The sequence below is a fragment of the Paenibacillus sp. UNC499MF genome (assembly GCF_900107975.1).
Lineage (GTDB): Bacteria > Bacillota > Bacilli > Paenibacillales > NBRC-103111 > Paenibacillus_F.
In genome coordinates, this window is sequence record NZ_FNVF01000001.1 from 424228 (window position 1) to 445139 (window position 20912).

The following is a 20912-nucleotide window of genomic DNA, read 5'->3' on the forward strand; positions in this document are numbered from 1 at the left end:
TAAGCTATCATATCTCGTATCGTTTGAACGAAAGGGGAACCATGGCAGATGGAAATTATTCGCGTTACGACGGACGAACAGCTTAAAGAATGCCTGAGCGTCCGCAAAGAAGTCTTCGTTGACGAGCAGAACGTGCCGCTGGATATTGAAATAGACGAGCTGGACGCGTCTCACCAAAGCGGGCATCATTTTCTCATCCGGGAAGGGGGAAAAGCGATCGCCGCCGCCAGGTGGAAGCCTTATGAAGAGAACCGGGCGAAACTGCAGCGCATCGCCGTTCTCAAGGCGAACCGGGGTACCGGCCTCGGATCCGTTCTCGTGAAAGCGATGGAAGCCCACGCCAAAGAACTCGGCTATAAGGGAGCGGTTCTGGATGCGCAGTGCCAAGCCGAGCCTTTTTACAAAAAAATAGGGTACGAAACGATTCCCGGGGAGCCGTTCGATGACGCCGGTATTCCTCACGTAAGAATGGTCAAATCTTTATAAGCATCACACCGCGTCCTTGCGGCAATTAAGCGGATAGCAGGAGGACGAATCGGACTCGGCGAGGGGGAAGGTCATAATAAATGTCGTGCCTTTGCCGATCAGGCTTTCCACTTCGATCGTACCGTTGTGATCCTGGACAATTTTGTGACAGATGGACAGGCCGAGCCCGGTTCCGCTGTCTTTGGTCGTGAAAAACGGATTGAAAATCTGGCCCAGCTGTTCCACGGGAATCCCGCTGCCCTGATCTTCGATTTCGAGCACAGCATGGTGATCTCGCTCATAAAGGCGGATCGCCATTTTTTTATTGTCCTCCATAGATTCATACGCGTTTTTGAAGAGATTAATGAGCAGCTGCACCATTTTATCCTGGTCCATCCGAATATTCAGCGGTTTTTCCGGGGGATGATACACGATTTCATGACCCAGCCTGGACGTCTCGGATAAGGTCAGCGAAATTACGCGCTGAATGCACGCTTGCATCGACTGCACCCTGAACTGTACGGCGTGGGGTTTGGAAAACTGCAGGAATTCGGCGGTCAATTCGCTCATTCTGCTGATTTCGTCCATAATCAGGGGATACCAGGTTTCGATGTTGTAGCCATTCGATTTCGAGATTTGCAGAAAACCTTTGATGGTCGTCAAAGGATTCCGGATTTCATGCGCCATGCCGGAAGCGAGTTCGCCGACGATTCTGAGCTTTTCCGAGCGGAGCATATGCTCTTCGCGCTTCAGCCACATTTCCCGCTTCATGCTGAACAGGCTGTTTTCCGCGAGAAGCACGAGATCGTCCTTCGAAGCTCCGCCTTCGGGCAGCACCGCAATTCCGTAGGTGATTTGGATCCCCGTCAATTGGGGGAGCTCCGAGCCGAGCTGCTGATCGACATAGGCGAGCATCGTTTCTTTGTCTTCGTAGGTGACGGCTACGGCGAATTCGTCTCCCCCGTAACGGGAAATAAAGGCGGCTTGGGAAAATTTGATTTTCAGCAGCACCGTAATCTGCTTCAGGATCTGGTTGCCTGCGTGAAAGCCCTGCGTTTTGTTCATTGCCTTCAGGTCCGTGCAGTCAATCAGGATAAACAGCAGCCGGCTTTCCTTGTCAACCAGATTATGAAGCATCGCGTGGCACGCTTCGAAATTGGGCAGGCCGGTCAGGGAGTCGTGGGTCATCAGCTGCCTTCGTTCCCCGGCCAGCTTGTCTCTTTGTCTGAAGGTGTTGAATACGATCAAAGCGAGCCCCATAAAGATGGAGAAGTTGCTCAAGTAGAGCAGAACCATCCAGAATGGCGGATACATGGAAAAAGCGGGTGCGGTAATCAGCGCGATAACCGGAAAGGTGACGAGATTGAGCGTAACGAGCATCCAGACGGTTTTGCGCGACTTGGACTGGTGCACTTCGGAAGCGAGCAGGAGCAAATAAAGGGTGAAGCACCAATCGGTCTGGCTGCTCCAGTGAAACAGCGTAAGCAGTAGCAGTTTGACGGCTGAGAAGGTGACGGAGGATCTTTTAAGGCCGAGGACGGCGGCAGCGAGGAACAGCAGGCTTAGCGGGAGCCATCCGGCAACGGATAAACCGAGGCTCCACGATGCGATGCTGATAACCGAGGCATAGAAGATAACGAACCATTTGTAAATCACACAATCCACCCCACTTGAAAAAGGCCGTGCCGCGCAGCGGGGCCAGCGAACGGGCCGGGCTCACAAACGCGAAAGGCCAAAGTTTTTGGATTAGTACTTTAGTCCCGTCTTCATAAAAAACACGAAAACCAGGCAGGTCACCTGGTTTCTAAAGCGGATACGGCTTATAACGTATAAATTTGATGCTGCTTGATAAACGACATTTTTCCCGTTTTGCCGACATAAGCGGGCATACTGTCTCCATAATGCATAAGCCGGATCCTCGACTGGACCGACTCGGGCAGCGTGAGCAGCTCTTCAAGCGCAGCGTGAACGACGCCGGGCCCTTCCAGCTGGCAGTCGTGGAAAATATGGCGGCAGTCTCTTTTCCCGACGACTTCGTTCAAAAGCAGTTCGGGCTGGAAGATCATATCCGCACTGTAGAAAATGGAGTCGTTAACGAACAGGGAAAAGCTGGGCTTGCCGACGATATGAGGCGTCCGGATAATTTCGATCGAGAAGCCCGGATGAATTTCCACGGGCCGCCCTTCTTCAAGAAGTTCGACATCGAAATAATCGGCCAGACGGTTTAAATTTTCTCCGGTGTTTTCCATTCCGCCCTTCAGGGTGTGCTCCCAGATAGGAGCCTCCAGCGCCGCGGGCAGCAGCAGTCTGAGCTTGCGCCCGTATACGTAACGCATTTGCAGGGCCAGCTCTTCAAGCCCGCCGACGTGATCGGAGTGAAGATGTGTAATCAGGACAGCGTCCAGTTCATCCGGCTTCATATTCAGCTCGTGCAGAGCGCGCGGCGCCGTATTCCCGGCATCGACCAGGAGAGTAAAACCGCCGCAGGTCCAAAGTGCATTGTTGTTGAAATATTTCTTGGCGAACGCACTGCCGGTTCCGATCATTTGCAGCTGCAAGCTCACAGAATAAGCCTCCGATCTGTAGAGTAACGTACTACCCACACTCTAGCACGGAAAAAGTTGGATTTCAACCGCTTTCATCCTCGGAATCCATGTGAGTTTGGAGTAAAACGGCTTCTTCCCGAAGCCAAGGAGTGATATAATAAAGGATGAAAGAATGCAGTGATGTGAGGAAAGGAAGGGGAAGGAGTTGGCTTTCTCAGTGGGTTCGAATTTACAAGCGATTTCCCTGTTCGGAACGCTAGGCATGGCGCTTCTCGTAATTGCCATCCGGATGAAAGCTTCCAAACGGCCGGTAAACGCGATGAAAATATTAATGCCGCCAATCGGCATGAGCACGGGATTTCTTATGTTTGTCGCTCCGCTGACGCGGATACCGGTCTCGTGGGGGTTACTCGCTTTCGCGGTGGGAGCGGTTGTGTTCGCCTTTCCGTTAATCCGGACTTCCGGATTTTCCAAGCAGGGCGATCATGTGTATCTTCATCGTTCCAAGGCGTTTTTGATCATCCTGATCGTCCTGCTCGCCATCCGTTTGTTTCTGCATTCGTACGTGGAGGAGTACATAACGGTGTACCAGACGGCCTCCGTATTCTTTATTCTCGCGTTCGGAATGCTGCTTCCTTGGCGGGTGGCCATGTACGTGCAGTACCGCAAACTGATGAACAGCTGAGTCGGCGAGCCGCTTCACGGCCTGAATAAGGTTAGGAGGCGGCCCGTTTTTTCATTTGTTCCACGATGAGGCCGTCGAGCTGCTGGCTGACTTCGACGACACGCGGATGATTCAATTCGTATTTGTATTGCGCGGCCATATAAGTCAGGACGCTTTTGAGGTATTCGATTTCCAGGTCAAGTGATCGGTTCATGGATATGAGCATGGGATCTCCTCCTGCATGATCGGAATTTTTGTATAGCCGGACAACAGCGGCTGCAAACTAGATACGTACGGAGAGTGAAAGCATTGATATGGATTGTGTGGAGCGTCCTCTTGCTCCTTTTAGCCGGGTTTCTTGCTTCGGTCGGCATTGCCGCTTATGTGGGCTGGCAGCTGACTCATCCGAAAAGACAGCCTGTCGACGACTCGCCGCGGAATTACGGGCTTGTTTTCGAGGAGGTGGAAATAGCGAGCCGGACGGGCGGCATTCTGCTCAGCGGCTGGCATCTTCCTCCTCCGGATAAGGCAGTCAGGAGGAATCCGATGACTGTCATTATGTCTCACGGATACGCCGGAAACCGGCTCGAACGCGGCCTGCCGGCACTCGCGTTAGCGCGGGATCTCGTTACAGCGGGCTTTCGCGTGGTGATGTTCGACTTCCGGAATTCCGGCAATTCCCAGGGAAGCATGACCTCCGTGGGCTATTATGAAAAGCACGATCTGCTGGGCGTCATCGACTGGGTAACGGAAACGTATTCCGGTGAAACCATAGGTTTGATCGGGTTTTCGATGGGAGCGACGACCTCTCTTCTGGCGGCTGCCGAGCATGAGAAGGTTGCCGCGGTAGTGGCGGACAGTCCGTTTCATCATCTCAAAAAATATTTGAAAACCAATTTGCCGGTATGGTCGGGTCTTCCGAACATTCCGTTTACTCCGCTTATCCTGCTTCTTTTTCCGCCTCTGCTCAAAATCGATCCCGAGGGAGTCGATGCGGTCAAAGCGGTTGAAGCGATCTACCCGAGGCCCGTTCTCTTCATACACAGCAGCGACGACCGGGCTATTCCCCAAGCTTCTTCCGAAGAGATGTGGAGATGCCATCCCGATGCGTTCGATTTCTGGCGGACGGCCGGCGCGCCTCACGTGGGCTCTTACCATTTAGAATCGGCAGAATATGCGCGGCGTGTTATAGCGTTTCTAGAGAAAACGGTTTCCGAAGAGCCGACATTTTCTTTTGAACCGGTTTTATCCTGTAATTCCCATTAACCTCAATTGATTCCTTTTGAATCGGCCTCCCGGCAATTTTGCAAAGCTTGGATTTATAAGGAAAAATCGGCTGGGGACGGGCGTTTGACCTGCTCCGGTTTCCGTGATACGATACCATCGAAAGATGCAAATTTAAAACGAAACGAGGTTCTACAATGAGCGATCACAAACACGATCATGATCAGGATTGCGGCTGCGGACACGATCACGACCATGAGCATGAAGAAAGCGTGTTTATTGTAACGGACGAAGAAGGCAAAGAGCATGAAATGGTCATGGTGTACACGTTTGACTCTCAGGATCAGCTGTATGCGGTACTGCTGGACAGAAACGATCCCGAAGCAGACGGTGTTATCTTCCGTATAGAAGAAGAAAACGATGACGCCTACCTGGTGAACATCGAAGATGAAGCTGAATGGGAGCGCGTCGTAGCGGTCTACAATCAGATTATCGAGGAAGAAAACCGCGAATAGGTTCGTATTGGGCATACATACGTACGGCATGCGTGCGAACGATAAAAAATCCCTTTTCCTGTATAAGGAGAAGGGATTTCTGCATTTCTTTTTAAGTTTCGTTATTTGCGGGGATTAAAGTACATGGTGCGGCCGTTGAACAGGTCCAGTTGGGCTTTCCACTGGCGGGCCAGATATTTCCCGAGTTCGTTGGCTTTGGATTTGTCCCCGTGGGTAGCGGTATCCGGAAGAACGATCTGGACGTAATGCTGAAGAGTGTCTTCCCGCGTTTCGCTTCCGACACCGAGAACAATGCTGCGGTAACGAGGTGTGGTTCCTTTCAAGTAGAACCACTTGCCTTCCCCTTCGGGTTTCGTTTCCATGGTGTAGGGGAAGCCCGCCGAATCGTATTCCCAGCTCAACTGGGCACCGGTTCTGGAAAGCTGCTCGCGGTAATGCTCGAGCTGGCCTTTCAATTCGTCCAAGGTGGGGGAAGTCATTGTGGAGCCTGTGACAAAACGGATAAATGCGCTTTGACTCATTGCTTGGCACCTCCAAAACTGCAATCCCCCACATCATAGCATCCGTGGACAATTTTGACAATCTTGCGTTGTGTGGAGCAAAATTAGAAAATCGGCTGCGTTTCCACGATGACTTTGACGAATTGGCAGCTGCGGTCTTCGGGTCCTTTTACCGGAAGCCCGACTTCCACGTGTTCCACGATATAATCGATGTTTTCCTGGGAGATGACTTCACCCGGCAGCAGAATCGGAATACCCGGCGGGTACACGTAAATGAACTCGGCAATGATTCTTCCCGCCGACTCTTTGAACGGAACAACCTCCGTATCGCCGTAGAAGGCGTCGCGGGGGATCAGGGAGAGCTGGGGAATTTCCGGGATGATCACGATCAAATCGTCCTCGGCATTGCCGGTATAGTGCTCGGCGGACAATTCGCGCAGCGCCTGGAGGAGCATGTCGATGTTATCGGCGGTGTCGCCCGGCGTGACCAGACACAGGATATTGTACATGTCGCTCATCTCGACCTCGATGTTATAGCGATCTCTGAGCCAGTTCTCGACATCGTAGCCCGTCAGTCCGAGATGACGGATATGGATCGTCACCTTGGTTGCATCGTAAGCGTACGTGGCTTCCGTGCCGAGAATTTCTTCCCCGAACGAATAAAGGCCGGGGATCTTGTTGATTTCGCTCCGCGCATATTCCGCGAGCCCGATTGCCCGCTCGGCCAGTTCATGGCCGTTCAGAGCGAGATGACGGCGTGCGGTATCCAGCGAAGCGAGCAGAATATAAGACGTCGAAGTCGTCGTCATCATACTCATGATCGTTTGAATGCGTTTCGGGTTGGCGCGGCTTCCCTGCACATTGAGCACGGAGCTTTGCGTAAGGGAGCCGCCGAGCTTATGTACGCTCGTAGCCGCCATATCCGCGCCGGCTTCCATTGCGGACATCGGAAGTTTATCATGGAAGTGGATAAGCACTCCATGCGCCTCGTCGACCAGAACAGGGATGTCATAGCTGTGAACGAGGTCGACGATCTCCTTCAAGTGCGTGCATACGCCGTAGTAGGTCGGGTTGATCACGAGAACCCCTTTGGCGTCCGGATGCTTCTCCAGCGCGCGGCGTACGGACTTGGTCGTAATTCCGTGGTCGATCCCGAGGTTGGCGTCACGGGCGGGCGAGATGAAGACCGGTTTGATTCCGGCGAAAATGATAGCGGCCATTACGGATTTATGCACATTCCGCGGTACGATGATTTTATCTCCCTGACCGGCTACCGACATGATCATGGTCATGATGGCGCCGCTCGTGCCCTGGACGGAGAAGAAGGTGTGCTCCGCGCCGAAAGCCTGCGCAGCGAGTTTCTGGGCTTCTTCGATTACGCCTGTGGGCTGGTGAAGGTCATCCAGCGGTGCGATATTGATCAAATCGATGGACAGTGCGTTTTCGCCGAGAAATTCCCGGTACTCAGGGTCCATCCCGACTCCTTTTTTGTGGCCTGGAATATGGAACTGGATCGGATTTTTCTCCGCATGCGTGCGCAAGGCCGAGAATAGGGGTGTGCGATGTTGATCCATCCGGCAACCCTTCCCTTCTGCGTGGAATTTCTGCGAATCGCTGATACGAATCACGAGATTGAACAAACAAAGTAGAGTATAACAAAAACGGACGGGCATGCAAGTATATTTTTTGAAAATAGTTTGTCCATCCCGGGGAAAACCTAATAAAAGAACGCTGCAAGAGAGGGGCGAGAGATAGCATGATGAATCTGGCCGGTTGGAAAAACAAGACGGGGGCGGCCGCGCCCTTTGTCGTACAGCTGCTAATGATAATGTTTGTGGTGGAATTCGTGAAAGGGGCGCTCCTTCTGACGATTCTGCCCGTTTACATGAAAACGGTCCTGGGTGCCACGGCGTTCGTCGTAGGCTGGTCCCTGGCCGCCCAATATATCGGGGATAACGTGTTCCGCACGCCGGTCGGATGGCTGATCGACAAAGCCGGCTACCGGCTGTCCATGCTGATCGGCATTCTGCTTTCGGGGGGCTCCGTACTGATCATGGCGACCTTTACGCACCACGCCTGGATGGTGGCGGCATGCGCCATGCTGGGCGTCGGTACGGCTCCGCTGTGGCCGGCCGTCATAGCGGGAACGACCGAGGTCGCGGGAGACAAGGCGAAAGGAACGATCATGAGCGTGGTCTACATGGCATGGCTCAGCGGTACGGGCCTTGGGCCTGTCGTGATCAATTTCTTTATTCACGGGTCGAATTACGGACCGGCGTACCGGCTGCTGCTCATTTCCATGGGCGTTGTGCTGCTGATCGCCCTGTTTCTGCCGCGCAAACCGCTGCTTCGCGAAAGCGGGGAAGAGAACCGGCGAGCTTCGGCCGCTGGAGCTTTTCCCGCAGGCGCGGCGGCGATGGAAGCGGGCGCCGATCCCCTCGGAGAGGCCGTCACCGCGGCCGGGGGTGGCGCGGCTGCCGCAGCTGCGGTGGCGGCCGATAAGAAGCCGCTGGGGGAGCGCATGCGTCTATACATGATGGAGGCCCGCGCCTCGCTAAGGGAGATGAACGTCAGCCGGCTGCTGTTTCCGGCCATGTTCATCCAGACGTTTGCGCTCGGAGTGCTGACTCCCATCCTTACGCTCTATGCCCGTGAGGTCCTGCATCTTTCGCCCGGACAATACAGCATGCTGCTCATTCTAGGAGGAGGGGCGGCCGTGGCGCTGCTCGTGCCGGTCGGAAAGCTTGTGGACCGCAAGGGCATCAAAGGACTGCTGACCGCAGGGCTTATTTTCAGCTCGGTCTCTCTGCTGGCGCTCGGGTTTATCCGGCAGCTTGCGGTCGTTTACGCCGTCGTCGGACTGCTTGGAATCGGCTACGCGCTAATCATTCCGTCCTGGAACGCGCTTATCGCGTCCTGTGTGCCCAAGGAGAAGAGAGGCGCCGTCTGGGGTTTTTTCCTGACCATTGAGGGGCTCGGCATGATTGTGGGTCCCATCGTTTCGGGCAAGCTGTGGGATGCGTTCGGTCCGTCCGTGCCCTTTACGGTAAGCGGATCGGTACTGCTACTCCTGCTCGTGCTACAGTGGAGAATTTTGGCCAAGAGCCGCGGGTGAGCGGGTAAAAAAGCTGCTGCATCCGCGTGTATTTGCCTGGCTGAATCTATTAGAGCCTGCATGCCTGCCGGTCAAAGACCATTCGCGAAAGTCCCGCCTAAGCTGCGGGGCTTTTTTTTAATAAAGGTAAATCCCACTTGCGCCTATCTTCCCGCCATGCACCGCCTTGCAAGGGAGCAAATAAATTTGAATATCGTAAGAAAACCCATCCGGTGCCCCTAAGGCGGTGTGCTATACTGAAAGCATTGGAAGACGAGGGAGGTGAATTAAAAGGAGTTTTTCGATCTGCAAAATGAAAGCGCTTAAACTTTCAGGTGTATTCATTTTAAAGGAGGCTGTTGTAATGAAAACTTTATTCACCCGGCAAAAATTGCTGCGTAAAAGCTTGCTGTCCGCCGTCCTGCTCGGCTCCGTATTCGCACCCGCCATGTATGCCGCCGTGCCGCATGAAACCGGGTTATCCGCGGATCAAGCAGCCGCCGGCATAGAAGAGCAGGCCGCAGCCGCGCTCCGTACCGTTTCGTGCTCGACCGTCTCGTGCCTTCAGAGCGCCTTGAAAAACGCGCAGCCGGGGGACCGCATCGTGCTTGCGCCGGGTACGTACAAGGGAACGTTCTCCTCGGCCGTCAACGGAAGTAAAGCGAACCCGATTACGATTGAAAGCCGGGATCCGGCCAATCAGGCGGTGGTATCGGGCACTTCGGCGGGAGGCGGTTACTGCCTGAAAATTACGGGCGACAACTGGGTGATCCGGAATCTCAAGTTTACGAACGCACAGAAAGGCATCATACTGGATAATTCGAACGATACGCTAATTTCGGGAGTCGAGGTGTACGGTATCGGCTACGAAGGCGTACACTTCCGCGACGGCAGCTCGCGGGGAATTCTGGAAAATTCGTATATTCACGATACGGGCACCGTTAACAAAGGATTCGGGGAAGGCGTCTATGTGGGGTCCGCCGAAGGAGCCAGCTACAATCAGACCGTAAACGATACGATTATCCGGGGCGTACGAATCGGCCCAAATGTCACGGCCGAGCATATCGACATTAAAGAAAGAACGAGCGGAACACTGGTCGAGAACTGTGTGTTCAACGGTACGGGCATCAGCGGCGAAAACTATGCGGACAGCTTCATCGACGTTAAAGGCAACAACGCCGTAATCCGCAATAATACGGGATCGAGGAACGGGAACAGTATAATCGTCGACGCTTTTCAGCTTCACCAGATTGTGGCGGGCTGGGGCGTAAACAATGACTTTTCGGGCAATACGGTCAACCTGGATCAGTCCTCCGCCTATGTGATTAACGCTTCTCAAGGGACGCAGGCCAAGGCTCACGGCAATGTGAGGAATCCGTCCGGAAACATGTACAAGGGCAATGTGACGACCTATTAAGAAAATGCGAAACGGCAAAAAGGGAGTGCCTCCTGAGGGCACTCCCTTTATCGTATGGACTGAAGCGGCGGGACATTTCACCTGCGAGGCGGGCAGAAAGTCACGAGTCCCGCGCCGGAACGCGCTGCTCGACGTATTTTTCCAGATCGGGAGCGAGAAGGGCCTGGATGCGGCTGATGAGCTGGCTTTTCGTAATGCCCTTGCTTTCGGCAATCTGCTGGAGCGATTTGCCCTGCCGGAGTTCTCGGTGGAGCTCTTCTTTGCTGATGCCGATGGCCTGGGCGAGCTTTTCCTGATCGGGCTTGAGGCCATGACGCGTTTTCCCGTGCTGATGACGGTTATGATGATCAAGCAGCGCCTTATCCTGCATCATCCGTTTAAGATGCTCGGCCATTCTCTGCTTCAGGGCCGCTGCCCGCTCCGCATCGAGCCGTCCTTCTTTAACGGCCTGATCGATCTTCGAATCGCGGATCGCAAGCAGCTTAGCCGCCAGCTCCTTCTCGCCGATTCCTTTCTCTTTGGCCACGTCGGAGAGGCTTCTGCCTTTCTCCAGCGATTCTTTCAAAGAAGTGACGGTAGTGCCGAGAATAGAAGCGGCTTCCTCAAGAATCGGAAGACCGGGGACGCTGCTGTCTTTCGCGTTATGTGAGTCCTGGCGTCCGGGCACGTCCGCGGATGGAGCCGGCTGACCGAGAACGGCTTCGTCGGGCAGTTCCTCCGGAGAGCCGAAGGCGGCGGCCTGTCTGGCGCCGAGAGATACCGAACCGAGCAGAAAAGCAAGTGCCAGCGTACCGGCCCATTTTTTCTTGGATGCTTGTAAAAACATAGGAAGAACCTCCTTCAGATCGGATGTCCTTCCTAGTATTTCCCAAACGGGAGCGGATTATTTGCGGGCCGCGTTTCTTTTTGAAATGCCCGGCGGGTTCACACTTCGTGCGGAATTGCCGATATAGGGGATAGGAACGTCCAGCCGGCGGCTTATCCCCGGGCCGTCAGGTAGAAAGGCATCAGGGACTCGAACGTTTCCTTCGCCATTTGGATGAATGCGTCGCCCTTTTGCAAAAGCGGGTCCTGCTGGTCAAAATGCCGTCCGACGAGAAACTCGGCTTTTTTCACATCCCGGAAACGGAGAAGAGCATCGCCGAACGTTTCGGTCGTCAGGTCGCCGGCGGGCACGCTGCGTTTTTGCATATGATCGAACGATAATACATAATGCTCCGGGATGCTCCGGTACAGCTCGTCTTGGTTCGCGAGAAGCCGTCCGGCGATCGCCTTCTTGTCCGGCACCTCGTAAATCAGGGCGAACCAGAGGAAAACATGATCGTCGAACAAACCGATCTGGAAGTGAGGGTGCTGCTTGTATCCGCGTTTATTGGCGGCGATAGCCAGCCAGGTGTCTTTGGGCGGGTTTACGGTGCGCCGGGCGTGCCTCGCGATATGCAGGTGCATTTCGGTTCCGGCATGCAGGGCGATATCTTCGCACAGGATTTCGCCGAGAATTTTGAATTTCGGCTGAATTCGTTCTTGGATCGCTTTCATTCGCTCGTCCAGACCGTCAATCGCAAACGTTTCGAAATCGGATGAACCAAACCCCATGAAGTCGGGGCGGATGGTTGTGGAGTTGGACATGGGACCTCCCTGGCATGAATGCTCGTTAAAATTTAAGTAAGGCAGATGAAGCGTGCTTACGTAGTTTACTATACCATAAACGCCTGACGACGCCATAACGGGGAAGACGCGGCCCGGCAGCAGCCGCCATATTCAATCGAAAAGGAGATAGGACACATGCATATGTCGAGCAAAAAAATGATAGCCGCGGCAGCCGGAGTGCTGATGAGCGTTTCGTTCGCGGCAGGCGTTTACGCCGATGACTGGATTCAGAAGGTGACGGCTTATGTCCGCAGCGATTTCAAGGTAGTCGTGAACGGGGCGCCGGCCAATTTGAGCAGCCCGGTTCTTATTTACGACAACAACAGCTATTTGCCGCTCAAGGAGATCGCTTCCCGCCTCAACGCGAACGTAAACTGGCAGGATTCCAACCAGACGATTTACGTGAACACCCGGCTGTATCCGCAGCAGCCCGAAACGGGCGACGTCGTATACGACGAGATTGTGCTGGAAAATCCGACCGCGTACATGATGAAATATTTAGGCGGTGATTACCCGGTGCTCGTGACGCTCAGCAAAGGGATGTATTACCGGCAGAGTGACGTGCAGAAAATGGGGATGGATACGAAGGGCCTCCGGAAAGCCAAAGAAAAGTACACGGGGGAAATCTACATCAACGAGACGGAACTCCGGAAGATTTGGAAGGAAAATCCGATCCTCACGTACGGGGAGGAAATGCCTCCGATTATCGCGGGAGAGAAGGATGATTTCAAAATCCGCGCGCTGCGGGGATATGTCAAAGACATGTCGAATTACAAAATCGGCGATACGTACTTTTTCCACAATCCGATTTTTATCGAGAAGCTTGAAGAGGCCAACACGTACCGGTATCTGCTTACAGAAAACGGCCAGTATTATCAGGTTATCCTCAAACTGACCGAAATGCAGAAGGACCTCTATATCGTGGGCAGCTCTTCCAAGCAGCTGCTGGGTAAAACCGCCGTCGACCCGTATTGACGAGAGCGGAAACGCCCGGCGGAGCCCAAGCTTAAGAGCGCGCCTCTTTCCAGTAAAAGATGGCGATTTGCGTCCGGTCTCTAAGCGCAAGTTTGCCTAAAATTTCAGAAATATAATTTTTAATCGTCCCTTCGCTCAGGAATAATTCCTGGGCGATTTCTTTGTTTGAGAGCCCGTCCGCGATTTTGGCCACGATCGTCTGCTCGGTCTGAGTAAGTCCGTGAGCCGACAATACCGGACCGGGGGAAGCGGAAGCCGGGGAAACGGGCGCGGCGTGAATAAACCCCGTCAGCTTGCGGGCGATATCCGGATGGATCAGCATGTTGCCGTCTTTAACGGTTTTGATGCCCTGGATGATGCGGTCGGGGGGAATATTTTTGAGCAAATAGCCGCTCGCGCCGTTCTTAAGCGCTTCGATGATGAAGTCGTCGTCGTCAAATGTCGTGAGCACCAGAATTTGAACGGACGGGGCAAGCCGCTTCAGGCTCTTCGTGGCCTCGACGCCCCCGCAGCCCGGCATCCGGATATCCATGAGCATCACATCGGGCAGACTGCCTTCCCGGACCGCTTCCAGCGCTTCCTCTCCGCTTCCGCTCGTGCCCGCCACTTCGATATCCGGGTCCATGGCCATCAGCAGTTTCAGACTTTCCCGGATGAAGGGATCGTCATCGGTAATCCATAATTTGATCATCACGCATTCTCCTGATTCTTCAGATGATTTGTTTCTTCCGGTAAGCCGGCAGCAGGGTGGTTACCGTAAAAGGAGCTTCCCCGCGGACGGACAGCGTACCGCCTACGAGCCGCGTTCGCTCCTGCATCCCGCTCAATCCGAGCCCCGAAACGGGCGGCGGATGACCTCCGGCAGGGAGAGCGGCTCCGTTGTTGCTCACCGTCATGCGGACCTGCTCGCTTTCGTACTCCAGCTTGATCGCGACTTCCGTCGCATTCCCGTGCCGGACGGCATTGGTCACCGCTTCACGGGCGTTTTTGTACAAAATGATCTCCAGGCTCGGGTACAAAGGATATGGAAGTCCCTCGATATCAAGCGTAATCCCGATGCCCGTTTCGCGGCCGATATCATGGATCAGCCGGTCCAGGCTGTAAGAACGCTCGCCCGTCCCGGGCTTCATTCTTTTGACCGTAGCGCGCATTTGCTCCATGCTCTCCGCCAGCTGATCCCGGACGGCCGTCAGCAGCTTCATGCCTTGTTCGGGGCTGCCGGGCAGCGTCTGAATAGCCGCTTCCATCATCATTTTGCTGCGGATCAGGCGGTGGCCCAGATCGTCGTGCAGCTCGTGCGAGATGCGGCTGCGTTCCTCGGCTTGTGCGGCGTTCTCCACCTTGCGGGCGTAATCGAGCAGCTGGTTCTTGGCTTCGTCGAGTTCGAAATGTTTCTTCCGCAGCTCGTCGTACAAATGGACGGCGGTTTGCTGATCGGCTGCGGCCGCGTTCAACCTGCTCAGCAGAACCGCCGTAAGAAGAAGAGTGCCGTTTGCGGCGATCAGCAGCCTCGGGTCCAGCCCGTACAGCGCCGTATTCAAGGCAAGCAGATGAATCCCGAGGAAGAGGGCGCGCACTCTAGGCACGGAAAAGGAAGCGTACGAAAATACGGCCGAGAGCGTGCTGAAATACAGAATGCCTCCGTAGTGACCGCAGAGCCAGGCCCCATACCCGATTTCGGCGAGCAGAAGAAGTCCCTGCAAAGGCTGCGGTCCGGCGAACGGTCTCAGCACGACGAGCAGGAACAGCACAAGCTCCAGCAGGGTGTAGATTCCGTAAGCGGTAAATTTTTCGAGATACATGGAAGCGACTGCCGGAACGAAGATAAGGGTATACCGGACTTTATTGAGCGACAGATGCAGCACGATAACCGTCCTTTTCGGGATAGGATTTTCCCACAGTATAGCACAGAGGAGGAAGGCCGGATTCCCCATCATCGAGAAAATGACTTTCGTCACCCCGGATTGGTGACTCGGTATACCTTTCAGCCGTCCGTCCTTCCTCTACAATAGGAGTATCGAAACCAAAACTGGAACAGAAACAGGGGAGAAGACGATGAATCTCATTGAAATTAAGGATGTCGTCAAAAGATACGGGGCGAACTTGTCGGTCGATCATTTGACCTTGTCCGTCCGCGAAGGCGAAATCTTCGGCCTGCTCGGTCCTAACGGAGCCGGCAAGAGCACAACGATCAAAATGATAAGCGGCCTGCTGAAGATGGACCGGGGGGAAATTACCGTAGACGGGATTTCCGTCGCCTCCAGACCGCTTGAGGTCAAAAAGCGGATCGGGCTTGTTCCGCAGGACCTTGCCCTCTACGAAACGTTGTCGGCTGCGGACAATGTCACATTTTTCGCGCGGCTGTACGGGTTAAGGGGCAAGCTGCTGAAGGAGCGGGTGCAGGAGGCGCTGGAGTTCGTCGGATTGCAGGACCGCGCAAAGGAAGAACCCCGCACATTTTCCGGAGGAATGAAACGGCGGCTGAATATCGCCTGCGCCATCATGCATCGCCCGAAAGTGATTATTCTGGACGAACCTACGGTCGGGATCGATCCGCAGTCGCGCAACCATATTCTCGAATCCGTGCGCACGCTGAACAAAATGGGCTCCACGATCATCTATACGAGCCATTACATGGAAGAGGTGGCGGCCATCAGCGACCGCGTCGCCATCGTGGACAAAGGCCATGTGATCGTTTGCGGAACCCAGGAGGAGCTGCGGGAGAAAGTGACCCAGGAGGAAGTGATCCGCATCCGGGTGCACGCAGTCGTGGACAGCGCGGTCGAAGAGCTGAAACGGCATCCCCGGATCGGCCGGCTGACCGTGGAAGGGACGCAGCTTGATCTTCATGTGCCCTCTTCCCAGACCGATTTGCAGGATATTTTATTCGTCTGCGCCAAGCACAATATGGGTATTCATTCGCTAACGATCGAAGAGCCCGATCTGGAGACGCTTTTCCTGAATCTGACCGGCCGCACGCTGAGAGATTAGGGGGAAGATGCCATGAACAGCTTGGTCATTGCCGTATACGAAGTCCGGAGGCTGATCCGGAGCCGGGGCGTGCTGCTGAACTTGTTTCTGCTGCCTCTGGTGCTTATTTTTTTGCTGGGCTCGGCATTATCGGGGATTTTTAATGCGACGGAGCTGCCTGGCGGGACCGTCAAGGTTGCCGTCGTTGGCGAACGCGCGGAACCTGCACTCAAGATGCTGGAGACTTACGTTTCCGAACCTGAAGTCGCCAAGCGGATCCGCACGGAAGAAGCCGCCTCCCGGCAGGAAGCGGAAGAGATGCTCCGCAGCGGATCGGCGGATTACGCGCTCCTCTTTCCGGACGGCTTCGGTTCCGCCGTGCAGCGCGGAGAGGAGGCGCGCGTGACGCTGCTGCCCGGCAAAGACCGGTCGCGCAACTTGACCGCCGGACTTGTGCTCGGCTCCTTCGTCGACGAGATCAATTACCGGCAGGCGGCGGCAATCGTGGGAGGCCCCGAAGCGGCTGTCCCGGCTGCCGCGCCGTCGGGGGCAGACGCTGCTTCGGCGCCGCGTTCCTATGTGCAGCCCGGCCGTCTGGGCACGGGGATAGAAACTTACTCCGCGTCCCAGTACTACGCGGCGGCCATGCTGATCATGTTTCTGTTTTATTCGGGGATGGCCGTCAACACAAGCCTCAACCTGGAAAAAAGCGGACACACTCTCCAGAGGCTGCATTCGCTACCCGTTGCTTACTCGTCTGTTTTTGCCGGTAAATTGCTGGGGAACGGATTCGTCGCGGTCATACAGGCGCTCGTTATCATCGGGTTTTCCCGCTTTGCGTACGGGGTGGATTGGGGAAACCGTCTGCCGCTCGTTCTTCTGATTGCCGGCCTGGTGATTCTGGTCTCGATGTCGCTGTCCGTCATGCTGTCTCTTCTTTTTCCACGCGGTGCCACGGCGAAAGCCCTGCTTCAGGTGCTCATTATCGTGATGACGTTTTTGAGCGGCGGGTTCTCGCCCATGCCCGGAGAGGTTATGCGCCAGTTGAGTCTGTTTACCGTTAATCACTGGGCGTTCCAGGGACTCCTGCGGATTATGCTGGCCGGGGAACTGAACGGGATTATGTCCAGTATAGTGCCTTTGTTATGGATTACGGCGGCGTGCCTGCTGCTGATGGTGGTCGTTTATCGGAAGGTGGGGTACCGTGAATAGCTTTTATATCGCCTGGAATATGGTAAAGCGGACGCTGGGGAGCAAAAAAGGATTTATGGCGTTCCTGCTCATTCCTTCTCTGGTCGTATCCGCTGCGATCGGCTTTATCGGGAGAGAGGAAGGGCGCGTAAGCGTTCTGGTCGTTAATGAAGATCAGGGAAGTTTTGGCGGACATGTGTTGAAAGAAATGGGGGCCCGGCCGGAGTATTCGATCGAGGTGCTGGACAATACCGGAGAGCTTAAGGAAGCGATTATCGAAAAACGGGGACAGGCCGGATTTGTTCTCCCCGCCGGCTTCAGCCGGGAACTGCTTGACGGAGGCAGCCCCGTCATTCAAACGTACGAACTTAACGTGAATGAAGCGACGGCCGTCATGAACGTTCATCTGAATGAAATTACGGGAAGGATGGTGTCCGCGGCGGCAGCGGCGAAAGCTTCCGCGGGCAGCACGGAAGACCGCGGTAAAGCGCTCGCAAACATCCTTGCCGAGGCCGGCAAGCATACGGTAGGTGCGGAGACCGGCGATCTGAAACTGGCCCCGAAGCCGGGTCTTAACAATATTACGGGCTTTACGCTGATGTTTCTGATGAGTCTCGTGCTCAGCACGGTGTCTCTGGTCATAGAGGACCGTGCGAAAATGACGATGGCCCGCATGTATACGGCTCCGGTCAAGGCTGCCGAAATCGCGGCCGGGAATTTTTTGGGCAGCTTTGTCGTGGGAAGTCTTCAAATCCTGTTTGTGCTCGTGATCACCCGTTTGGTGATCGGCTACGATTACGGCGTGCCTTTCCTTTCCCAGTTCGTGGTGCTTGCCGCATTTGTACTCGTCAGCCTCGGACTGGCAAGCACGGTAGCCGGCATTATCAAAAACCCGGGCAACGCGAGCATGATCAACTCGATGGTCGTGACGCCGACCTCTATGCTGGGCGGGTGCTTCTGGCCGATATCCATTATGCCGGATTACCTTCAGAAGCTGTCTAACTTCATGCCGCAGACGTGGACTATCCAGGCCATCGAAAAAATGGCGGCCGGAGCTTCTTTGACGGATGTGCGCCTGCCTCTTGCGATTTTGGGTCTTATGGCGGTTGTGCTGCTCGCCGTCGGTTCGGCCATCTTACGGCCGAGTGAAAACAAGGTGAGAATGTAGGCCGCGTCAGGGCCCGATCCGGTTTAAACGTGCTGCGCGGCATGCCTGAAAAAGGCGCTCTTTTTCCAGCGATAAAATTCGTTGGGGAAGGAGCGTTATTTTTGTTCGGAATTCGGGTAAAAAATTGTCAATATCCAAGTTGCGAAAACATATGAATCATAATAAGATAAAGTAAACTTAAAGTTGTCTGAAATTTCTGTCAAAGCAGCTAATCGAAGCCTTCGGGAGGGGATTGCCGTGAGCAAAAATCACGAAGTCGAATACTGCAATCTGGAACTGAGATTCGACCGCCGGCTCATCCGGCAGTTTATTAAAGCCTTGATTCAAGAGGGGTATTCCCTTTATTGGAATGAAAACGACCACCAGTTTGTGATTTCGATCCGCTCCGGAAGAAAATTAGTCAAGCTGAAATTCGAACGCATAGGCGAACGGTATAAAATTGTCGGCAACTACTCTTTTAAAGATGAGAAGCTTGCCGAGATGATGGAAAAACTGATTGGAGACACGCGGGGGCATGCAGTCGTCAAGCGTTTTAAAGACCGTCAGATCCTGATCGAAAATATCATGTTCGGTGAAATCATCCGCATGGTCGAGATTTCGGGGATCGAACATAAAGTGCTGTTTCAGAAAGAACCCGTCGTCACATTCGAGGAAATTCTCCAGGCTTTCCGGTCCAGACGGACCGAGGAGCGGATTCCCGTCCTGCGGCTTGAGCTTGATTATGAGCTGGCCGTGCTCAACGAGGCGATTCAGAAGGGCGATGTCCAGGCTGTGGTCGATTCCAAAGAGAAGCTGACGGAACTGCGCCAGGAGATGCTCCTGCTTGAAGTGTAACTCTCCGGAAAGACATTTTAGCCCAAATCTAGACATAATGGAAAATATTGTTGTCAAGCTGTGCCAGGTGTGCTATCTTAAAAAAGAACTGAATGAACCGGTGCGGAAGAACCGCCCATGAGTATGCTTATTTGCATACCGTGGGCGGTTTTTTGTGCTGCCGCCGGGAAACAGCAAAAGGGGAGAAGGCAGCGGTGAAAACCGAACCTTGCCGGCTGTATGCGGGAGATATCCTCGGCAGCCGCTACAGAATCGTTTCAGTCGCCGGAAGAGGCGGCATGGGAACCGTGTATCTGGCCGAAGATTTGAAGCTGAAAGGAAAGCGGTGGGCGGTCAAAGAGACTCTTCGGCACGCGCGGGATTATCAGCGGTTCGTAGATGAAGCGGAAATGCTGATCCGCCTTCAACACGTTCATCTGCCGGGCATTGTGGATTACTTTCCTCCGGACGATGAGGGCTTCAGCTATCTGGTGATGGATTATATCGAAGGGGAAACGCTGGCCGGGCGATTTAACCGCACGGGAGGCCAAGTGGGGGTTGCGGCTGCCGTGAATTACGCGCTGCAGCTCTGCGATCTGTTCCACTATCTCCATGACGAGCTGCCGGTACCGATGATTTATCGCGATCTGAAGCCTTCCAACATAATGATCGACGGACAGGAGCAAGTCAGACTGATCGATTTCGGCATTGCCCGCCACTTCAAAAGCGGCAGCCCTGCCGATACGGTCCAGGTAGGCACGATCGGTTTTGCCGCTCCGGAGCAGTTTCAGCAGCTTCAAACCGACCGCAGGACCGATTTGTATTCATTGGGCGCAGTCCTGTATTACCTTCTTAGCGGGGGCAAGTATCCGTATTCCTCGGGGGTCCCGCTTGCACGCTTGAATAAAGAGGTGCCGGAAGGCTTGTCCGCCGTCGTCGGGAAGCTGCTGGAGCCAGACCCGGACAACCGCTATCCGAACGCCGGAAAACTGCGGGCGGATCTGGTCGCAGTTTACGCGGAATTGTGCGGCGGCGAGGGGCAGCCTGCCCTTTCCGGCGGGTTTCTGGGCCCGGTTGTGATCGCGGTCTGCGGGACGGGACGCGGCGTAGGCTGTACGCATACGGCCGTTCTGCTGGCCCATTTCCTTGCGCGTAAACGGCGGAGCGTCGTGCTGGCCGAGGCGAACGCGTCGGGCCATTTCGGCCGCATCGAAGCCGTATACGAAGGTGCGGACGAGCCCTTCCGGGGAAGCGCCGCATTTGATTTGCGGGGAGTGCGGTATGTCAAGGCGGGCGACGGGCTGGACATGATCGGGACTTTGTCCGGATCGTACGAGTTCGTCGTTCTGGATCTCGGAAGCTACGAAGAAACGGAGTGGTTCGGGGAATTTATGCGCGCCGCCGTCCAGGTCGTCGTAGGTACGGGATGCGAATGGAAGCGCCGGGACATCGCGAAGTTCTTCCGCAGCCATCCCGTACCGGATCCCGCCAAGTGCAGCTTGTTCGTGCCGCTGGCGTCCGCACAAATGGCGAGGGATATCCGCCGCATGATGCCGGACGTGCGGCTTGTCGCCCTTCCGGCGCATTCTGACCCGTTCTGCCATCAGCAGGAAACGTCCGAACTGCTCGACGGGTGGCTGGGATTTCCCGAACCGCTTAATCGGGGCGCGGGCTCGTTCATGCGGAGATGGTTCCGTGCGCAAGCGCCGAAATAACGAAA

At 54.8% G+C, this 20912-nt stretch carries 21 protein-coding genes; 12 read left to right on the top strand and 9 right to left on the bottom strand.

The genetic code is table 11. From position 1 onward, the window contains the following. Positions 1-48 precede the first annotated feature (48 nt). Entirely contained in the window at positions 49-486 is a 438-nt protein-coding gene (locus tag C4S74_RS01885) for a GNAT family N-acetyltransferase (protein ID WP_103993665.1), read from the top strand. A gap of 3 nt (positions 487-489) precedes the next feature. Here the strand turns inward: C4S74_RS01885 and C4S74_RS01890 are convergent, their stop codons facing one another. Further along, positions 490-2121 carry an ATP-binding protein gene (locus C4S74_RS01890; RefSeq protein ID WP_103993666.1) on the bottom strand — a complete coding sequence of 544 codons (1632 nt, stop codon included), beginning with the start codon at positions 2119-2121 and terminating at the stop codon, positions 490-492. A gap of 164 nt (positions 2122-2285) precedes the next feature. After that, positions 2286-3029, bottom strand: coding sequence for an MBL fold metallo-hydrolase (locus C4S74_RS01895; protein ID WP_103993667.1), 744 nt, complete (start codon positions 3027-3029; stop codon positions 2286-2288). A 199-nt stretch (positions 3030-3228) separates the two neighbouring features. On the opposite strand from C4S74_RS01895, the gene C4S74_RS01900 reads away from it, so the two are divergent. After that, positions 3229-3696: a CcdC family protein gene (locus C4S74_RS01900; protein ID WP_103993668.1), complete on the top strand. Its 468-nt coding sequence runs from the start codon at positions 3229-3231 to the stop codon at positions 3694-3696. A gap of 31 nt (positions 3697-3727) precedes the next feature. Here C4S74_RS01900 and C4S74_RS01905 read toward each other — a convergent pair whose 3' ends face one another. After that, positions 3728-3901 (bottom strand): aspartyl-phosphate phosphatase Spo0E family protein, encoded by a 174-nt coding sequence (locus C4S74_RS01905; RefSeq protein ID WP_103993669.1) that lies wholly within the window; start codon positions 3899-3901, stop codon positions 3728-3730. 74 nt (positions 3902-3975) lie between these two features. On the opposite strand from C4S74_RS01905, the gene C4S74_RS01910 reads away from it, so the two are divergent. Then, positions 3976-4941, top strand: coding sequence for an alpha/beta hydrolase (locus C4S74_RS01910; protein ID WP_258042352.1), 966 nt, complete (start codon positions 3976-3978; stop codon positions 4939-4941). Between the two features lie 155 nt (positions 4942-5096). Further along, positions 5097-5414 (top strand): DUF1292 domain-containing protein, encoded by a 318-nt coding sequence (locus C4S74_RS01915; RefSeq protein WP_103993671.1) that lies wholly within the window; start codon positions 5097-5099, stop codon positions 5412-5414. Between the two features lie 101 nt (positions 5415-5515). On the opposite strand, the gene C4S74_RS01920 is transcribed toward C4S74_RS01915, so the two are convergent. Beyond that, a complete protein-coding gene (locus tag C4S74_RS01920) occupies positions 5516-5935 on the bottom strand; it encodes a DUF1885 family protein (RefSeq protein ID WP_103993672.1) in 420 nt (139 codons plus the stop codon). Between the two features lie 83 nt (positions 5936-6018). Then, positions 6019-7488 carry an aminotransferase class I/II-fold pyridoxal phosphate-dependent enzyme gene (locus C4S74_RS01925; protein ID WP_103993673.1) on the bottom strand — a complete coding sequence of 490 codons (1470 nt, stop codon included), beginning with the start codon at positions 7486-7488 and terminating at the stop codon, positions 6019-6021. Positions 7489-7670: 182 nt separating this feature from the next. On the opposite strand from C4S74_RS01925, the gene C4S74_RS01930 reads away from it, so the two are divergent. Both C4S74_RS01930 and C4S74_RS01935 read left to right on the top strand, forming a co-directional pair. Next, entirely contained in the window at positions 7671-9029 is a 1359-nt protein-coding gene (locus C4S74_RS01930) for an MFS transporter (protein WP_103993674.1), read from the top strand. A gap of 343 nt (positions 9030-9372) precedes the next feature. Then, complete coding sequence (locus C4S74_RS01935) at positions 9373-10425, top strand: right-handed parallel beta-helix repeat-containing protein (RefSeq protein WP_103993675.1); 1053 nt, start codon at positions 9373-9375, stop codon at positions 10423-10425. Positions 10426-10525: 100 nt separating this feature from the next. On the opposite strand, the gene C4S74_RS01940 is transcribed toward C4S74_RS01935, so the two are convergent. Continuing rightward, positions 10526-11251 (bottom strand): hypothetical protein, encoded by a 726-nt coding sequence (locus C4S74_RS01940; protein WP_103993676.1) that lies wholly within the window; start codon positions 11249-11251, stop codon positions 10526-10528. A 152-nt stretch (positions 11252-11403) separates the two neighbouring features. Further along, positions 11404-12054, bottom strand: a complete 651-nt coding sequence (locus tag C4S74_RS01945) for a YktB family protein (RefSeq protein ID WP_103993677.1) — start codon at positions 12052-12054, stop codon at positions 11404-11406. A gap of 156 nt (positions 12055-12210) precedes the next feature. Between C4S74_RS01945 and C4S74_RS01950 the strand changes: the two genes are divergently transcribed. Next, complete coding sequence (locus C4S74_RS01950) at positions 12211-13050, top strand: stalk domain-containing protein (protein WP_103993678.1); 840 nt, start codon at positions 12211-12213, stop codon at positions 13048-13050. A 31-nt stretch (positions 13051-13081) separates the two neighbouring features. Here C4S74_RS01950 and C4S74_RS01955 read toward each other — a convergent pair whose 3' ends face one another. Both C4S74_RS01955 and C4S74_RS01960 read right to left on the bottom strand, forming a co-directional pair. Further along, on the bottom strand, positions 13082-13741 hold the full coding sequence (locus C4S74_RS01955; RefSeq protein ID WP_103993679.1) for a response regulator transcription factor: 660 nt from the start codon (positions 13739-13741) through the stop codon (positions 13082-13084). Between the two features lie 19 nt (positions 13742-13760). Next, on the bottom strand, positions 13761-15008 hold the full coding sequence (locus C4S74_RS01960) for a sensor histidine kinase (RefSeq protein WP_146065471.1): 1248 nt from the start codon (positions 15006-15008) through the stop codon (positions 13761-13763). A 97-nt stretch (positions 15009-15105) separates the two neighbouring features. Between C4S74_RS01960 and C4S74_RS01965 the strand changes: the two genes are divergently transcribed. The 5 genes from C4S74_RS01965 to C4S74_RS01985 all read left to right on the top strand — a co-directional run bounded on the left by C4S74_RS01965 (position 15106) and on the right by C4S74_RS01985 (position 20907). Further along, on the top strand, positions 15106-16041 hold the full coding sequence (locus C4S74_RS01965) for an ABC transporter ATP-binding protein (RefSeq protein WP_103993681.1): 936 nt from the start codon (positions 15106-15108) through the stop codon (positions 16039-16041). A 12-nt stretch (positions 16042-16053) separates the two neighbouring features. Next, positions 16054-17232 carry an ABC transporter permease gene (locus C4S74_RS26905; protein WP_103993682.1) on the top strand — a complete coding sequence of 393 codons (1179 nt, stop codon included), beginning with the start codon at positions 16054-16056 and terminating at the stop codon, positions 17230-17232. Continuing rightward, the gene (locus C4S74_RS01975; RefSeq protein WP_103993683.1) at positions 17225-18379 is read left to right on the top strand and encodes an ABC transporter permease; all 1155 of its coding nucleotides are present in this window, start codon (positions 17225-17227) and stop codon (positions 18377-18379) included. Before C4S74_RS26905 ends, C4S74_RS01975 begins: the two co-directional genes overlap by 8 nt. A gap of 237 nt (positions 18380-18616) precedes the next feature. Continuing rightward, on the top strand, positions 18617-19213 hold the full coding sequence (locus tag C4S74_RS01980) for a hypothetical protein (protein WP_103993684.1): 597 nt from the start codon (positions 18617-18619) through the stop codon (positions 19211-19213). A gap of 194 nt (positions 19214-19407) precedes the next feature. Continuing rightward, the gene (locus C4S74_RS01985; protein WP_103994251.1) at positions 19408-20907 is read left to right on the top strand and encodes a serine/threonine-protein kinase; all 1500 of its coding nucleotides are present in this window, start codon (positions 19408-19410) and stop codon (positions 20905-20907) included. Positions 20908-20912: the final 5 nt, after the last annotated feature.

What these genes read in the sequence shown, in the direction of transcription:
- C4S74_RS01885 (WP_103993665.1), top strand. Translation starts at nt 49, where the DNA reads ATGGAAATTATTCGCGTTACGACGGACGAACAGCTTAAAGAATGCCTG.
- C4S74_RS01905 (WP_103993669.1), bottom strand. Translation starts at nt 3,901, where the DNA reads ATGCTCATATCCATGAACCGATCACTTGACCTGGAAATCGAATACCTC.
- C4S74_RS01915 (WP_103993671.1), top strand. Translation starts at nt 5,097, where the DNA reads ATGAGCGATCACAAACACGATCATGATCAGGATTGCGGCTGCGGACAC.
- C4S74_RS01920 (WP_103993672.1), bottom strand. Translation starts at nt 5,935, where the DNA reads ATGAGTCAAAGCGCATTTATCCGTTTTGTCACAGGCTCCACAATGACT.
- C4S74_RS01925 (WP_103993673.1), bottom strand. Translation starts at nt 7,488, where the DNA reads ATGGATCAACATCGCACACCCCTATTCTCGGCCTTGCGCACGCATGCG.
- C4S74_RS01930 (WP_103993674.1), top strand. Translation starts at nt 7,671, where the DNA reads ATGATGAATCTGGCCGGTTGGAAAAACAAGACGGGGGCGGCCGCGCCC.
- C4S74_RS01935 (WP_103993675.1), top strand. Translation starts at nt 9,373, where the DNA reads ATGAAAACTTTATTCACCCGGCAAAAATTGCTGCGTAAAAGCTTGCTG.
- C4S74_RS01940 (WP_103993676.1), bottom strand. Translation starts at nt 11,251, where the DNA reads ATGTTTTTACAAGCATCCAAGAAAAAATGGGCCGGTACGCTGGCACTT.
- C4S74_RS01945 (WP_103993677.1), bottom strand. Translation starts at nt 12,054, where the DNA reads ATGTCCAACTCCACAACCATCCGCCCCGACTTCATGGGGTTTGGTTCA.
- C4S74_RS01950 (WP_103993678.1), top strand. Translation starts at nt 12,211, where the DNA reads ATGCATATGTCGAGCAAAAAAATGATAGCCGCGGCAGCCGGAGTGCTG.
- C4S74_RS01955 (WP_103993679.1), bottom strand. Translation starts at nt 13,741, where the DNA reads ATGATCAAATTATGGATTACCGATGACGATCCCTTCATCCGGGAAAGT.
- C4S74_RS01965 (WP_103993681.1), top strand. Translation starts at nt 15,106, where the DNA reads ATGAATCTCATTGAAATTAAGGATGTCGTCAAAAGATACGGGGCGAAC.
- C4S74_RS26905 (WP_103993682.1), top strand. Translation starts at nt 16,054, where the DNA reads ATGAACAGCTTGGTCATTGCCGTATACGAAGTCCGGAGGCTGATCCGG.